14 protein-coding genes are annotated in these 15,284 nt (G+C 60.2%); 5 read left to right on the top strand and 9 right to left on the bottom strand.

Translation table 11 applies throughout. The features are described 5' to 3' along the window. Positions 1–160 precede the first annotated feature (160 nt). The 3 genes from K0F88_RS16330 to K0F88_RS16320 are packed head-to-tail and all read left to right on the top strand — an operon-like array spanning position 161 to position 2,021. Entirely contained in the window at positions 161–535 is a 375-nt protein-coding gene (locus K0F88_RS16330; RefSeq protein ID WP_094469120.1) for a septal ring lytic transglycosylase RlpA family protein, read from the top strand. 50 nt (positions 536–585) lie between these two features. Continuing rightward, positions 586–1,644 (top strand): calcium/sodium antiporter, encoded by a 1,059-nt coding sequence (locus K0F88_RS16325; protein ID WP_219095712.1) that lies wholly within the window; start codon positions 586–588, stop codon positions 1,642–1,644. Positions 1,645–1,685: 41 nt separating this feature from the next. Continuing rightward, positions 1,686–2,021 (top strand): carboxymuconolactone decarboxylase family protein, encoded by a 336-nt coding sequence (locus K0F88_RS16320; RefSeq protein WP_374039721.1) that lies wholly within the window; start codon positions 1,686–1,688, stop codon positions 2,019–2,021. Positions 2,022–2,177: 156 nt separating this feature from the next. On the opposite strand, the gene K0F88_RS16315 is transcribed toward K0F88_RS16320, so the two are convergent. The 5 genes from K0F88_RS16315 to kdgD form a co-directional block, all read right to left on the bottom strand. Further along, positions 2,178–3,119, bottom strand: coding sequence for an AEC family transporter (locus K0F88_RS16315; RefSeq protein WP_219095711.1), 942 nt, complete (start codon positions 3,117–3,119; stop codon positions 2,178–2,180). A 186-nt stretch (positions 3,120–3,305) separates the two neighbouring features. Next, positions 3,306–4,859, bottom strand: coding sequence for a galactarate dehydratase (garD, locus tag K0F88_RS16310; RefSeq protein WP_219095710.1), 1,554 nt, complete (start codon positions 4,857–4,859; stop codon positions 3,306–3,308). Positions 4,860–4,870: 11 nt separating this feature from the next. Beyond that, on the bottom strand, positions 4,871–6,316 hold the full coding sequence (locus K0F88_RS16305; RefSeq protein WP_374039720.1) for an MFS transporter: 1,446 nt from the start codon (positions 6,314–6,316) through the stop codon (positions 4,871–4,873). Positions 6,317–6,388: 72 nt separating this feature from the next. Beyond that, entirely contained in the window at positions 6,389–7,834 is a 1,446-nt protein-coding gene (locus K0F88_RS16300) for an aldehyde dehydrogenase family protein (RefSeq protein ID WP_219095708.1), read from the bottom strand. 58 nt (positions 7,835–7,892) lie between these two features. Then, the gene (gene kdgD, locus K0F88_RS16295) at positions 7,893–8,804 is read right to left on the bottom strand and encodes a 5-dehydro-4-deoxyglucarate dehydratase (RefSeq protein WP_219095707.1); all 912 of its coding nucleotides are present in this window, start codon (positions 8,802–8,804) and stop codon (positions 7,893–7,895) included. Positions 8,805–9,039: 235 nt separating this feature from the next. On the opposite strand from kdgD, the gene K0F88_RS16290 reads away from it, so the two are divergent. Then, on the top strand, positions 9,040–10,329 hold the full coding sequence (locus tag K0F88_RS16290; RefSeq protein WP_219095706.1) for a phospholipase: 1,290 nt from the start codon (positions 9,040–9,042) through the stop codon (positions 10,327–10,329). 14 nt (positions 10,330–10,343) lie between these two features. Further along, positions 10,344–10,535, top strand: coding sequence for a hypothetical protein (locus K0F88_RS16285; RefSeq protein ID WP_094469128.1), 192 nt, complete (start codon positions 10,344–10,346; stop codon positions 10,533–10,535). Positions 10,536–10,602: 67 nt separating this feature from the next. Here the strand turns inward: K0F88_RS16285 and K0F88_RS16280 are convergent, their stop codons facing one another. From K0F88_RS16280 to K0F88_RS16265, 4 genes are all read right to left on the bottom strand, one after another. Then, positions 10,603–11,352 (bottom strand): FadR/GntR family transcriptional regulator, encoded by a 750-nt coding sequence (locus tag K0F88_RS16280; RefSeq protein WP_031318393.1) that lies wholly within the window; start codon positions 11,350–11,352, stop codon positions 10,603–10,605. Between the two features lie 163 nt (positions 11,353–11,515). Next, entirely contained in the window at positions 11,516–13,243 is a 1,728-nt protein-coding gene (locus tag K0F88_RS16275) for an ABC transporter ATP-binding protein/permease (RefSeq protein ID WP_219095705.1), read from the bottom strand. Between the two features lie 96 nt (positions 13,244–13,339). Continuing rightward, the gene (locus tag K0F88_RS16270) at positions 13,340–13,900 is read right to left on the bottom strand and encodes a response regulator transcription factor (protein ID WP_109627955.1); all 561 of its coding nucleotides are present in this window, start codon (positions 13,898–13,900) and stop codon (positions 13,340–13,342) included. Then, on the bottom strand, positions 13,893–15,155 hold the full coding sequence (locus tag K0F88_RS16265) for an ATP-binding protein (RefSeq protein WP_218398670.1): 1,263 nt from the start codon (positions 15,153–15,155) through the stop codon (positions 13,893–13,895). The genes K0F88_RS16270 and K0F88_RS16265 overlap by 8 nt, the downstream gene beginning before the upstream one ends. Between the last annotated feature and the right edge of the window lie 129 nt (positions 15,156–15,284).

The raw sequence follows: 15,284 nt of genomic DNA, 5'->3' as shown, positions 1-15,284 counted from the left end.
CCATTCCCTGTGGCGAGGGAGCTTGCTCCCGCTGGTCTGCGAAGCAGACCCAAATCGGCAATCGCACTCTTTCAGTAAGAATGCATCAAACGATTTGCGACCGCTTCGCGGCCGAGCGGGAGCAAGCTCCCTCGCCACATTTATTTTCGGAAGCTTTCAAATGAAGCGTCTACTGGGTGCCTGCGCCCTGCTCGCTCTGCTGGCCGGTTGCGCCAGCAATGATGTCATTGATCCACACGGCTACGACAAGACCGGCATGGCTTCGTATTACGGCGCCAAACATCAAGGTAAACGCACCGCCAGCGGCGAGCGTTTTAACAAGAATTCCCTGACCGCCGCCCATCGCCAGTTGCCGTTCGGCACGCGGGTGAAGGTCACCAATCTGAATAACGACAAGTCCTGCGTGGTCCGTATCAACGACCGCGGGCCGCACACCCGTGGTCGCCTGATTGATCTTTCACACGAGGCCGCCGAACAACTGGGTATGCTCCGTAGCGGCACCGCGCGGGTTCGCGTGCAAGCCCTAGACGATTAACAAACGGAGCCCCGACCATTTCCGGACTTTTCGATTTACCCCTGATCAGCGTGATTGAATTGCTCGGAGGCCTGCTGTTGCTGATCGCCGGTGCCGAGTTGATGGTCCGTGGTGCCGTGCGCCTGGCGGCGCGCTTGCAGGTGCGGCCACTGATCATCGGCCTGACCATCGTCGCCCTGGGCAGTAGCGCGCCGCAAATGGCCGTCAGCCTGCAAGCCACCCTGGCGCAAAACGCCGACATCGCCGTCGGCAGCGTGATCGGCAGCAGCATCTTCAACATCCTCGTCACCCTCGGGCTTTCGGCGCTGATCATTCCGCTGCGGGTTTCGCGGCAACTGGTGCGCCTGGATATTCCTCTGATGATCGGCGCCAGCCTGCTGGTGTTTTTACTGGCGTGGAATGAAGAGCTGAACCGTGTGGACGGCATGATTCTGCTGGCCGCCCTGGCGCTGTATCTGGGCTTGCTGCTGCGCCAGTCGCGGCACTCGGCCCGTCCGCCCTCCCATGACGGAACACTTCGGGCACCGTGGTTCAGCAGCGTGCTGATGATCGTCACCGGACTGGCGATGCTGGTCTACGCCGGGCATTTGTTGCTGGGGGCCGCCGTGGCGGTCGCCACTGATCTGGGGCTGTCGGAGCGTGTCATCGGCCTGACCATCGTCGCCGTCAGCACCTCTCTGCCGGAACTGGCCACCTCGTTGATCGCTGCGTTGCGCGGTCAACGGGACATTGCCGTGGGCAACGTGATCGGCAGCAACCTGTTCAACCTCCTGGGTGTGCTCGGCCTGACCGCGCTCGTCGCGCCCTCGCCGTTGTCAGTCTCGCCCAATGCGCTGGATTTCGACCTGCCGGTGATGCTCGGTGTCGCGGTGTTGTGCCTGCCGCTGTTCTACACCGGTTACCGGGTGACCCGCGCCGAAGGTCTGCTGTTCCTGGGTTTGTACCTGGCTTACGGTCTGCACGTGGTGTCGTTCACCACCGGCATGCCCCTGGCCGGCAAGCTTGAACACCTGATGCTGTTTTACGTCCTCCCGGCGCTGGTGGCGTTTCTGCTGTTCACGTCGCTGCGCGCCTGGCGTCGCCAACACCACAAGAGGGAAATGCCGTGACCGATAACAAAAAGCCTGGCGTTGAAGTCCGCCGCCAAGTGATGGGCGATGCGTTCGTCGACCGCGCATTGGGCAATGCCACCGAGTTCACCCAGCCGCTGCAGGACTTCGTCAATGAACACGCCTGGGGCGCCGTGTGGAACCGCGAAGGTCTGCCACTGAAAACCCGCAGCCTGATCACCCTCGCCGCCCTGACGGCGTTGAAATGCCCGCAAGAATTGAAAGGGCACGTGCGCGGTGCGTTGAACAACGGTTGCACAGTAGAAGAGATTCGTGAGGCGCTGCTGCATTGCGCGGTGTATGCCGGTGTGCCGGCGGCGATTGATGCGTTTCGCGCGGCGCAGGAAGTGATCGACAGTTATCAGAAGCCTGAGTAAGTCTTCAAAGGTTGTGGTGACAGGACTGGCGCCATCGCGAGCAAGCTCGCTCCCACAGTGGTCTTCAGTGTTTATGCAATTTGTGCAGCAAAGCAGATCCCTGTGGGAGCGAGCCTGCTCGCGATGAGGCCCTGGAGAACGCCGCAACCCCCTGGACTAGATCCACCCACCCCACTGCAACAAAAAGATCCCGATATTGGTGGTCACCGCCGCCATCAAGGTAGTGATCACAATGATCGCCGCCGCCAGCTCATGATTGCCATCGGCCTGACGGGCCATGACAAAACTGGCCGCGGCGGTCGGGCTGCCGAAGTACAGAAACAGAATCCCCAACTCCGCCCCGCGAAATCCCCAAAGCCACGCCCCCAACGTCGCCAGCACTGGCAGGCCGATCATCTTCACCAGGCTTGAGCTGAGCGCCATGTTGCCGCTTTTGCGCAATGCCGCCAGCGACAGCGTGCCGCCGATACAGATCAACGCCAACGGCAACGTGGTTTGCGCCAGGTACTGGCCAGACGTTTCCAGCCACCCCGGCAAGCCGATCTTGAAATACGCGAAGGGCGCCGCCGCAAACACACTGATGATCAGCGGGTTGACCATCACGCTTTTGCAGATGCTCCACGGATCGGATTTGATCACCGGGCTGTACACCGCCAGCACGATGGTCGAGAGCGTGTTGTAAAACAGGATCACCAGCGCCGCGAGAATCGCCCCAAGGGAAATCCCGTAGTCGCCGTACATGCTCGCCGCCAACGCGAGCCCGATGACGCCGTTGTTGCCGCGAAAGGCGCCCTGGGTGTAAATCCCCCGGTCTTCACGCGGGCACTTCCAGATCGCCCAGCCCCAGGCGATGGCAAAACACGCCAGCGTGGCGAGCGAGAAGTAGATCAGCAGCGCCGGTTGCAGTGCAGCGCGCAGGTCGGCATGCAGGATGCCCAGAAACAGCAACGCCGGCATGGTGACGTTGAACACCAGGGCCGACGCGGTGTGGATGAAGTTGTCGTTGATCCACTCGATGCGCTTAAGCAACACCCCCAGAAACAGCATGGCAAACACCGGCGCGGTGATGTTCAGGGTTTCGAGGAAGATAGCCAGCATGCCGGGGATAACCTTGGGTGAGCGTCGTTAGGGGGCTAATGATAAGCCACCGGATCCCCTGCCGTCTGGTAGACCGCCATCGCGAGCAAGCTCGCTCCCACATTGATCTTCAGTGTTCATACAATTTGTGCAACAAAGAAGATCCCCTGTGGGAGCGAGCTTGCTCGCGATGCAGGCGACGCGGTCTCAGGTAATCGGCGCCGGGTTAAACAGGGTGATGTCGTTATGCAGTTTGTGCTGCTCGGCCCAGGTCTGCTTCTTGCCGCTGGCCACGTCCAGGTAGTAGTGGAACAACTCCCAGCCGAGGTCTTCGATCGAAGCGCGCCCGGTCGCAATCCGCCCGGCATCGATGTCGATCAGGTCCGGCCAGCGTTGCGCCAGTTCGGTCCGGGTCGACACCTTGACCACCGGCGCCATCGCCAAACCATACGGCGTACCGCGCCCGGTGGTGAACACGTGCAGGTTCATCCCCGCCGCCAGCTGCAACGTCCCGCAGACAAAATCACTGGCCGGGGTCGCGCAGAAGATCAGCCCTTTGCGCTTGAAACGCTCGCCAGGGCCCAGCACTCCGTTGATCGCGCTGCTGCCGGATTTGACGATTGAGCCCAGGGACTTCTCGACAATGTTCGACAACCCGCCCTTCTTGTTGCCCGGCGTGGTGTTGGCGCTACGGTCCGCTTCACCCTTGGCCAGGTAACGGTCGTACCAGTCCATTTCCCGCACCAGTTCCTGAGCAACCTCCTCAGTCTCCGCGCGGGAAGTCAGCAGGTAAATCGCATCGCGCACTTCGGTGACTTCGGAAAACATCACCGTCGCGCCAGCACGCAGCAACAGGTCCGAGGCATAACCCAGCGCCGGGTTGGCGGTGATGCCGGAAAACGCATCGCTGCCGCCGCACTGCATGCCCAGAATCAGCTCGGACGCCGGCACGGTTTCCCGGCGACGCTGGTCGAGCTTCTTCAAACGGGTCTCGGCCAGCGCCATGATCTGTTCGATCATCTCGGTGAAACCGTGACTCGAATCCTGCAAGCGGTACAGCCACGGGTCGCTCAAATCCACCGAACTGTCGTTCTCGTGCATCACCTGCCCGGCCTGCAATTTCTCGCAGCCCAGGCTGATGACCAAGGCTTCGCCCCCCAGGTTCGGGTTGCGCGCCAGGTTGCGCACGGTGCGGATCGGAATGTAGGCGTCGGTGGCCGTAATGGCCACGCCGCAGCCGTAGCTGTGGGTCAGCGCCACCACGTCATCGACGTTCGGATAAAGCGGCAGCAACTCGTCCTTGATGCGCTTGACCGCATGGTCCAGCACACCGGTCACACACTGAACGGTCGTGGTAATCCCCAGAATGTTGCGCGTGCCGACGGTGCCGTCGGCATTGCGATAACCCTCGAACGTATAGCCTTCCAGCGGTGCCTGCGCCGCCGGCACTTCAGTGGACAGCGGCAGGCTGTCCAGCGGTGGCGCGGTGGGCATGCGCAGTTGATCTTCCTTGACCCAGCTGCCGCGAGGAATCGGCTGCAACGCGTAGCCAATGGTCTGGCCGTAACGAATCACCTGACCGCCCTCGGGAATGTCCTCGAGGGTGACTTTATGGCTCTGTGGCACGAAGTCCACGGTCACCAGACCATCAGGAAACTCGGTGCCGGCCGGTACGCCTTGGTCATTGACCACGATCACGACGTTGTCCCGCTCGTGCAAGCGGATGTAGCGCGGCGAGTCGGAATGTTCAATCAACTGCATGACGCCGCTCCTCAGGAATGCGCTTGAGACAATTTGTTATTAGTTTCAGGACCGCTGACGGGCGGCTCTTTGAGCACCACACGCTTGATCGGACCGACGATCACCAGGTAGCTGAACACCGCGACCAGTGCGTTGCAACCGACAAACACCAGCGCCCATTTGAACGAGCCAGTGGAGCTGATGATGTAACCGATGACGATTGGGGTGGTGATCGAAGCGATGTTGCCGAAGGTGTTGAACAAGCCACCGCTCAGACCGGCGATCTGTTTCGGCGAGGTGTCGGACACCACCGCCCAACCCAGCGCACCCACGCCTTTGCCGAAGAACGCCAACGCCATGAAACCAACGACCATCCATTCAACATCGACATAGTTGCACGCCACGATGCTGCTGGAGACCAGCAGACCGGCAATGATCGGCGCCTTGCGGGCGAAGGTCAGGGAATGCCCTTTGCGCAGCAGGTAATCGGAAATCACCCCGCCAAGCACACCACCGATAAACCCGCAGATCGCCGGCAACGAGGCAATGAAACCGGCCTTGAGGATGGTCATGCCGCGTTCCTGCACCAGGTACACCGGGAACCAGGTCAGGAAGAAGTAGGTGATGCCGTTGATGCAGTACTGGCCCAGATACACGCCGAGCATCATGCGGTTGGTCAGCAACTGGCGGATGTAGTCCCACTTCGGACCGTCGACCTTCTTGCCTTTGCCTTTGTCCTGGTCCATGTCGACCATGCCGCCGTTGTCGGCGATGTGCTTGAACTCGGCGTCGTTGATCATCGGGTGTTGGCGCGGGCTGTGGATAACCTTCAGCCAGATCCCCGAGAAGATAATGCCGATCACGCCCATGACGATGAACACGTGCTGCCAGCCGAAGCTGTAGACGATCCAGCCCATCAGCGGTGCGAACAACACGGTGGCAAAGTATTGCGCCGAGTTGAAGATCGCCGAAGCGGTGCCGCGTTCAGCGGTCGGGAACCAGGCCGCCACGATGCGTGCGTTACCCGGGAAGGATGGAGCTTCGGCCAGGCCCACCAAAAAGCGCAGCATGAACAGCGCAACCACCGCCGTGGACATGCCGAACTCACCGACATAACCCTGCAGCACGGTGAACAGCGACCAGGTGAAGATGCTTAATGCGTAGATTTTTTTCGAGCCAAAACGGTCCAGCAGCCAGCCACCTGGAATTTGCCCGGCCACGTAGGCCCAACCGAATGCAGAGAAGATGTAACCGAGGGTGACCGCGTCGATGCCGAGGTCTTTTTGCAGGCTGGAGCCCGCGATGGCGATAGTGGCCCGGTCGGCGTAGTTGATCGTGGTCACAAGGAAAAGCATGAGCAGAATCAAATAGCGGACGTGAGTCGGCTTGGTCGCTTGCATGTAGATGTACTCCCACTGATTATTTTTATGCGGGTAATAACGATGTTTTTTGTAGGAGCCGGCTTGCTGGCGATGCAGGCACCTCGGTGTGTCATTTACACCGCGGTGACGCGATCGCCAGCAAGCCGGCTTCTACAGGTATTGCGTGTTTCAGGAACCGATGTAGCTGGTCTTCACGACCGTGTAGAACTCTTGCGCGTAGCGACCTTGCTCGCGGGAACCATAGGATGAACCTTTACGCCCGCCGAATGGAACGTGGTAATCCACGCCCGCCGTCGGCAGGTTGACCATCACCATCCCGGCCTGGGAATGGCGCTTGAAGTGGTTGGCGTACTTCAGCGACGTGGTGGCGATGCCCGCCGACAGACCGAACTCGGTGTCGTTGGCCATGGCCAGCGCGGCGTCGTAATCAGCGACGCGAACGATGTTGGCGACCGGGCCGAAAATCTCTTCGCGGCTGATGCGCATTGCGGCTTCGCTGTCGGCAAACAGCGTTGGCGCGAGGTAGTAGCCTTCGGTGTCACAGGTCACCAGACCGCCACCGCTGACCAGACGTGCACCTTCGGACTGGCCGATGTCGATGTACTTCAAGTCCTGTTCAAGCTGGGCTTGCGAGACAACCGGGCCGATGTCGGTGCCGGTTTTAAGCGCGTGGCCGACCTTGATCGACTTCATGCGTTCGGCCATGGCTTCGACGAACTTGTCATGAATCCCGGCGGTGACGATGAAGCGGCTCGACGCCGTGCAACGCTGACCGGTGGAGTAGAACGCGCTCTGCACCGACAGCTCGACCGCTTGTTTGAGGTCGGCATCGTCGAGAATGATTTGCGGGTTCTTGCCCCCCATTTCCAGCTGAACCTTGGCCTGACGCGAGACGCAGCTGACCGCGATCTGACGACCGACACCGACCGAACCGGTGAAGCTGATGCCGTCGACTTTCGGGCTTTGCACCAACGCATCGCCCACCACGCGACCGCTGCCCATCACCAGGTTGAAGACGCCGGCCGGGAAGCCTGCGCGGGAGATGATTTCCGCCAGTGCCCAGGCGCAACCCGGCACCAGATCGGCCGGCTTCAGCACGACGCAGTTACCGTAGGCCAGGGCCGGGGCGATTTTCCACGAAGGGATCGCGATCGGGAAGTTCCACGGGGTGATCAGGCCAACGACGCCCAGTGCTTCGCGAGTGACTTCGACGTTCACACCCGGGCGCACCGACGGCAAGTAGTCGCCGGACAGACGCAGGCATTCACCGGCGAAAAACTTGAAGATATTACCGGCGCGGGTCACTTCGCCGATGGCTTCGGGCAGGGTCTTGCCCTCTTCGCGAGCCAGCAAGGTGCCGAGCTCTTCGCGACGCGCGAGGATTTCAGTACCGACTTTATCCAGTGAATCGTGGCGCGTCTGAATGCCCGAAGTCGACCAGGCCGGAAACGCAGCACGCGCGGCGTCGATGGCAGCGTGGACCTGGGCCAGATCAGCCTTGGCGTAGTCGCCGATGGTGTCGGTCAGTTCGGACGGGTTGATATTGGCGCAGTAATCACTGCCCGCAACCCATTCACCGTTGATGTAGTTATCGAAACGCTTTGTATCAGCCACAACAATCTCCTCACGCAAAAGGCCGCTGATTGCTCAGCGGCCTTATTAATCGGGTGTGTTACTGCGCACCTTGCTTGTCGATCAGCGCGGCCAGAGCTTCGTATTCTTCTGGCAGCAGATCGGTCAGCGGTGCACGCACAGGACCTGCGTCATAGCCGGCAATTTTTGCCCCGGCCTTGACGATGCTCACCGCGTAACCGGCTTTGCGGTTACGGATGTCCAGGTACGGCAGGAAGAAGTCGTCGATGATCTTCCCGACGGTGGCGTGATCTTCGCGGGCAATGGCGTGGTAGAAATCCATCGCGGTTTTCGGGATGAAGTTGAACACCGCCGAGGAGTAGACCGGTACGCCCAATGCCTTGTAAGCAGCGGCATAGACTTCGGCGGTCGGCAAACCGCCCAGGTAGCTGAAGCGATCACCGAGGCGGCGACGGATCGACACCATCAACTCGATATCGCCCAGGCCATCCTTGTAACCGATCAGGTTCGGGCAGCGCTCGGCCAGGCGTTCCAGCAATGGCGCGGTCAGGCGGCAGACGTTGCGGTTGTACACCACCACGCCGATATTCACCGATTTGCACACGGCTTCAACGTGGGCGGCAACGCCGTCCTGGCTGGCTTCGGTCAGATAGTGCGGCAGCAGCAACAGGCCTTTGGCGCCCAGACGCTCGGCTTCCTGTGCGTATTCGATGGCTTGGCGAGTCGAACCGCCCACGCCAGCCAGAATCGGCACGCTGGTTTCGCAGGTGTCGACGGCGGTCTTGATGATTTCCGAATATTCGCTGGCCGCCAGAGAGAAGAACTCACCGGTGCCGCCCGCGGCGAACAACGCCGTGGCGCCGTATGGGGCCAGCCATTCGAGACGCTTGATGTAGCCAGCGCGATGGAAATCGCCCTGAGCATTGAAATCGGTGACCGGGAAAGACAGCAGGCCAGAAGAGAGGATGGACTTCAGTTCTTGTGGATTCATTATTCGAACACCCTGGGTAGCGACGTTTGTGTGAGAAAAGCGTTCAGCCTGTGGCCGAGTTGTAGGTCATCGTACAACTTAAATAATAACCGTCAACTGCATTTCATCGGTGTGCCCGGAATTTGTGTCGGAAAGGTATTTTCTTGACGTAGGAAGTTTCTCACCTAAGCTCTGATTGGCTGTATATACATACAGCTATCTTGAATCATACCGACGACATATCAAGGAGCCAGAAATGTCAGGTCTACAGACTCAACCGCAGGAAAAACCCAAGCAGGTCATCGCTAACCTGGATGAGCTTTTTACCGAAAATGGCATTGCCATCAACGACAACGATTCTCTGGTTTTGCATCTTGCTGAACACCACGACGCTCCTCGACCCTCCGGAAAAGCCTTGAAAGGCAAGCCGCAATTGAGGTTCGAGGGCGGCGAGCACACCGCCATCGGTGACGGCACGCTGCTGCGTTTCATCAAGGACGCGCCCGCTGTGCCCGCCTCGCAAGTAGCGCTGCATCTGCCAAACGGACTGGCGCTAACTTACGGTCAGGTCGTCGCCCTGGGCGGTGACTTTTATGGCATTCCCGATCAACCGGTCAGCGACGGCGCCACCCCTGCCGATCGCATCCAGCGCTTTACCAACGCGTTCAATTCGCTGGCGGTGCTACCCGCGTCCAATGCCGAAGCCAAGCTGATCCTCGGCGTCATGCAGAAGGAAATCGCCGCCGTTAAACAGGCGATCAAGGACGGTAAACAGCCTCACGAGGCGTATGACGCCCTCGGAGATACGTTGTCCGAAGAGTGGAACAAAATCACCGGCGGCGGCAGTTTCGTCTCGGCGCTTTTTCCCTTGGGACGCTATCTGAAACTGGCCGCCAACAATGCTGACCACTTCGCCGAATGGGCGCTGCTGGCCTATATCGCCGGGCACACGGCAGCCCTGCAACAAGCGGTGAAGGCTCACAGCAGCAACGATGAAAAGCAACTGGAACTGGCCTACGCGATGAACGCGTTTGCCGATCACTACCTGACCGACCTGTTTTCTGCCGGCCATTTGCGAGTACCGCGTAAGCAGTTGGCTGCGGTGGTCACCCCCAGCGATCTGGGCTCACTGATTACCCGCTTCATGCACGACGAAGACAGCAAGTTCGGCCTCAATGTGCGCAACGGCAACGGCGATCACTGGCGTGGGTACGGCGACAAACGCTACTTCGACGCCCTCTCCAGCGCCAATCGCGTCCAAGTGAATCAGGCGGTGCAGATGTCAGCGGACGAAGTGTTTGCGGCGTATCTCAGCGGCACCGCCACAGTTCCCGGCAACTTTGGCGCCTTGAAAAAGACCCCGGATCTGCAAGCCGTATTGAATCCGGCGAACAACTTTTCACCGCTGTTCCGGGTTGAAGGCAACAAAGTGCTACGGCGCAAGGACGTCAACAACCTGAACGACACCGCCACCGTCGATGACTGGTGGGGCTGGAGCACGTACTTGCTGCTCAAGGACTACAAACCCACTGGCAACGTGGCGTGATAAGGAGATCGATGATGACTATCAAATTGAAACTGGAATTGGCTTCGGGGCAATCGCTGAAGGGAGCGCCGTTGGAGTTGTTGTCCAAAGGCGAGCCGATTGCTTGGGCGGTGGTGGATGACCATGGGTATGTGGCGTTCGATGCCAAACAGGGGGCTACTGATTTTGCGGTGCGGGTGGATCGTTCGATCCTGAGAACGGGCTGAGCCACTCACCTGATCGTTCCCACGCTCTGCGTGGGAACGATCTACAACAAATCCTTCAGCCAGAAACCTACCCCCGCTGCGCCTCAGCCTCTTCATGCGCATGGCGCAGCCGCTCTCGACTGTTCGTCAAATGCAACCGCATCGCCGCCCGCGCCGCATCTGAATCCTGGCGCGCAATCGCGTCATAAATCTCTTCGTGTTCGCGGCTCAGACGACTCATGTAGTGCTGCTGGTCGTCATGGGCGAGACGCGCGGAGTTGAGGCGCGTGCGCGGAATGATGCTGGTGCCCAGGTGGGTCATGATGTCGGTGAAGTAGCGGTTACCGGTCGACAGGGCGATTTGCAGGTGGAACTGGAAGTCGGACGCCACGGCATCACTGGCGTGGGCGGCACTTTCATTCAACGCGTCCAGCGCGGCGCGCATCAAGGCCAACTGTTCCGGGCTGCGGCGTTGTGCGGCGAGGCCGGCGGATTCCACTTCGAGGCTGATACGCAGCTCCAGGATCGCCAGTACATCACGCAGGGTGACCACGGTCGCCGGGTCGATGCGGAAACCGCTCGGGCTCGGAGTGTCGAGTACGAAGGTGCCGATGCCGTGACGGGTTTCCACCTGCCCGGCCGCCTGCAAACGGGAAATCGCCTCGCGCACCACGGTGCGGCTGACGCCATGGGCATCCATGATCGCCGACTCGGTGGGCAATTTGTCGCCGCGCTTGAGGTGACCGTCGCGGATCTGCTCGGACAGCACCGTCACCAATTCCTGTGCGAGGCTGCGGCGCTTGCGAGGGAGGCGTGGTGCGTCGATCGGGTTTTCCATGGTAAACGTCTGTCTCGAAAATTGCGGCTGAAACCGCATCATAGCTCAACGCGGTTGTACGATCACCGTCAGCGAACACTATCCCTTTGGGAGCGGACTTTTGTAGCGAGGGGCGTGCCCCCTCGCCACAAAGGCTCGCCTCCCACAGGAGGGGCGGTGGTGTTTATGCGATCACGGCCTGGTCCACCAGATGACCATTTTCAATGCGCACATGCCGTGGGTGGAAACGCTTCAGGCTGCTGCGATGCCCGACGCTGACAATGCTCAGCCCCGGAATCTCATCGATCAACGCCTGATACAGCGAAGCCTCATCCTCTTCGTCCATCGCCGACGTCGCTTCGTCCATGTAAAGCCACTGCGGTGCGTAAAGCAGCGCGCGGGCGAAGGCCAGGCGTTGCTGCTCACCCGGCGACAGCATACGCTGCCAGTGATTGGCTTCGTCGAGCCGCGCAACGAGGTGCGGCAACCGACAAGTCTCCAGCACATGCACATAACGTTCGTGCGGATAGGTCTCGCCGGCCTGTGGATAACTCAGCGCCTCGCGCAACGTGCCAATCGGCAGGTACGGCTTTTGCGGCAGGAACAGGTAACGCGCCGCTGGCAGACGAATGCTGCCATGCCCCGCCGGCCACAAGTGCCCCATCGCCCGCAGCAAGGTCGACTTGCCGCTGCCGGAACGACCGCTGAGCATGACGCGTTCGCCCTCCTCCACGGTCATGTCGGCGTTGGTCAGCAAATGACGACCGTCGGCCAGATCGAGGCCCAGGTTGTGCACTTTCAATTCCGTACCCGAATTCTGCACATCGATCGCCGGCGCACGCTCTTCGTTGTCGGTCATGGCCTGGCGGAAACTCAGCAGACGATCGCAAGTGGCCCGCCACGACGCGAGGTTCTGGTACGCGCTGATAAACCAGCTGAAACTCTCCTGCACATTGCCGAACGCCGAACTGATTTGCATCAGCTCGCCGAGTTCGATCTTGCCGGCCAAGTAACGCGGCGAAGCGACGATGAACGGAAAGATGATGGCCGCCTGTTGGTAACCTGCAGTAAAGAACGTCAGACGCTTGGACACCTTCATGATGTCCCAGAAATTGTGCCAGACCATCCCGAAGCGGTTGCTCAAGCGACGGTTTTCATTGGGCTCGCCGTTGTACAGCGCAATGCTCTCGGCATTTTCGCGAATCCGTACCATGGAAAAACGCAGGTCGGCTTCGAAGCGTTGTTGTTGGTTGTTGAGGCCGATCAAGCGACGACCGATCAAATGGGTCAGCCAGCTGCCGACCACGGCATACACCAGCACACACCAGAACATGTAGCCGGGAATGGTAAAACCAAACACTTCGATACTGCCCGACACGCCCCACAGAATGATCGAGAACGACACCAGGCTGACAATATTGCGAAGCAAACCGATGCCCAACTCCAGGGTATTGGAGGTGAAATTGTTGAGGTCTTCGGAAATCCGCTGGTCCGGGTTATCGGTGTAACCGCCCTGCTCCAGCTGGTAGTAATTCTTGTTGCCGAGCCAGCGGGCGAAATGCTTTTCCGTGAGCCAGGCACGCCAGCGAATGGTCAGCATCTGGGTCAGGTAGAGCCGGTACACGGCACCGACAATCGCCACCGCCGCAATTCCGCAGAAATACAGAATCAGCCGCCAGAACGCCGCTTCGTCTTTTTGCTGCAGCGCGTTGTAAAAATCCTTGTACCAGGTGTTGAACCATACCGAGATTCCCACGCTGACCAGGGACAACACAATCACCGCAATCAGCAGCGTCCAGGCCTTGACCTTCTCTTCGCTGCGCCAGTAAGGCGTAATCATCGCCCAGACTTTTCGAAAAAACTGCCCGCGCACAGCATCGTTGACCGCGGAATACTCAGCGTTCTGATTCATGGAAAAGGCTCGATAAAGAAAAGAACACACACGAACCGATCATAGATGATCGGTTCGGGTAATCGCGAGGGCTGGCGATAATCGTTCAGCAACCGTTCAGCGGCGGACCGGACGCTTTTGCAGTTTGCGCTGCAGCGTGCGGCGGTGCATGCCCAAGGCGCGGGCAGTGGCGGAGATGTTGCCTTCGTGCTCGGTCAGTACGCGCTGGATGTGTTCCCACTGCAAGCGGTCGACCGACATCGGGTTTTCCGGCACCAGGGTGTCGAGGTCGGCGTGCTCGGAGAGCAGCGCGGCCAGCACGTCGTCGGCGTCGGCCGGTTTGCACAGGTAGTTGCAGGCGCCGCGCTTGATCGCCTCGACGGCGGTGGCGATGCTCGAATAACCGGTGAGGATCACCACGCGCATTTCCGGGTCGAGCTCGAGCAGTTTGGGCAGCAACACCAGGCCCGAGTCGCCGTCCATTTTCAGGTCCAGCGCGGCGTAATCCGGGATGTCGGCCTGGGCGATGACCAGGCCCTCTTCGGCAGAACCGGCGGTGCTGACGCGAAAACCACGGCGGGCCATGGCGCGGGCCATCACGCGGGTGAAGGTGGCATCGTCGTCTACCAGCAGCAAATGCGGCAGTTCTTCGCCTTCAACTTGGATCTCGTCACTCATGTTCGTCTCCTCGGGCGACACGGGGCAGGCGCAGCTCGGTGAGCGTGCCGCCTTCCTCATGACTGTAGAGTTTCACTGAGCCGCCGGCGCGTGTCACGCTGGCCTTGCTCAAAAACAGGCCCAGGCCGAAACCTTTGCCCTTGGTGGTAAAAAACGGCTTGCCGATCTGTTCGGCAATGGCCAGCGGCACACCGGCGCCGTGGTCGCGAATGCTGATGGTCAGGTCTTCGGCATTCCAGTCCAGCGTCACCTGCAACCCTTCGGGGCACGCATCGGCGGCGTTGTTCAGCAAATTCAGCAAGGCTTGGGTCAAATCTGGCGGCGGCGCCATGCGCGGCACCGTGCCTTGGCCCAGGCGCTGGAAGCGGTAACTGGCTTCCGGGCGCATCAAGTGCCAGCGGTTCAGCGCTTCGTCGAGCCAGTCGGTGACGTCCTGCATCTCCACGGCCAAGCGGCGATTGGCCTCGGCGGCGCGCACCAGTTGCTGCAAGGTCTCTTTGCAGAGTTTGACCTGATCCTGCAACACGCTCAAATCGTCCTGCAACAGCGGGTCGGGATGGTCCTGGCGCATTTCCTTGAGCAGCACGCTCATGGTCGCCAGCGGCGTACCCAACTCGTGGGCGGCGCCCGCGGCCTGGGTCGCGACGGCCAGCAATTGCTGGTCGCGCAGGCCTTCCTCACGACGGATGGCGCGCAGTTCTTCCTGACGGCGCAGCTCTTCAGCCATGCGCGCGGCGAAGAAGGTGATGACCGCTGCGGCAAGGGCAAAACTCAGCCACATGCCGTAGATCTGCAGGTTTTCCCGGGCGATGGGGAAAGTTTCCAGTGGATAGAACCGCGCCAGCAACAACGTATAAAGCGCCAGCGCGATCCCGGACAGAATCACCGAATATCGCCACGGCAACGTCACGGCGGCGATGGTCAGCGGCACCAGGTAATAGGAGACAAACGGGTTGGTCGAGCCGCCGGAGAAATACAGCAGGGCACTGTGGATAAACAGATCGCAGGCCAATTGCAGGGCATATTCCAGCTCGGTGACCGGCCACGAGGTGCGCAGGCGAACCGCAGTGAACGCGCACAACAGCATCGAACAGCCGAGGGTCATCGCCAGTTGCACCCACGGCAACGGCAGCAGATCGAACCAGTAGGCCAGGCCCACGGAACCGGCCTGAGCGGCGAGTACTAAAGTGCGGATGAACGTCAGCCGCCAGAGGTTCTGGCGAGTGGCGGAAGTGATTTGAACGGGGGCGAGCATGAGCTCTCCTGATGAGCGCTCCAGGCGGATCGCACGGAGTATAACCAAGCACGGGGGCTGGCAGGCAAAAGTGCGGCAAACAGCCACAGTCTATCGATCTGGCATTTCCTCTGTGGCGAGGGAGCTTGC

Source organism: Pseudomonas sp. UMAB-40 (genome assembly GCF_900095275.1).
GTDB classification, from domain to species: Bacteria; Pseudomonadota; Gammaproteobacteria; order Pseudomonadales; family Pseudomonadaceae; genus Aquipseudomonas; species Aquipseudomonas mandelii_B.
This window is presented reverse-complemented; position numbering and strand designations above follow the sequence as displayed.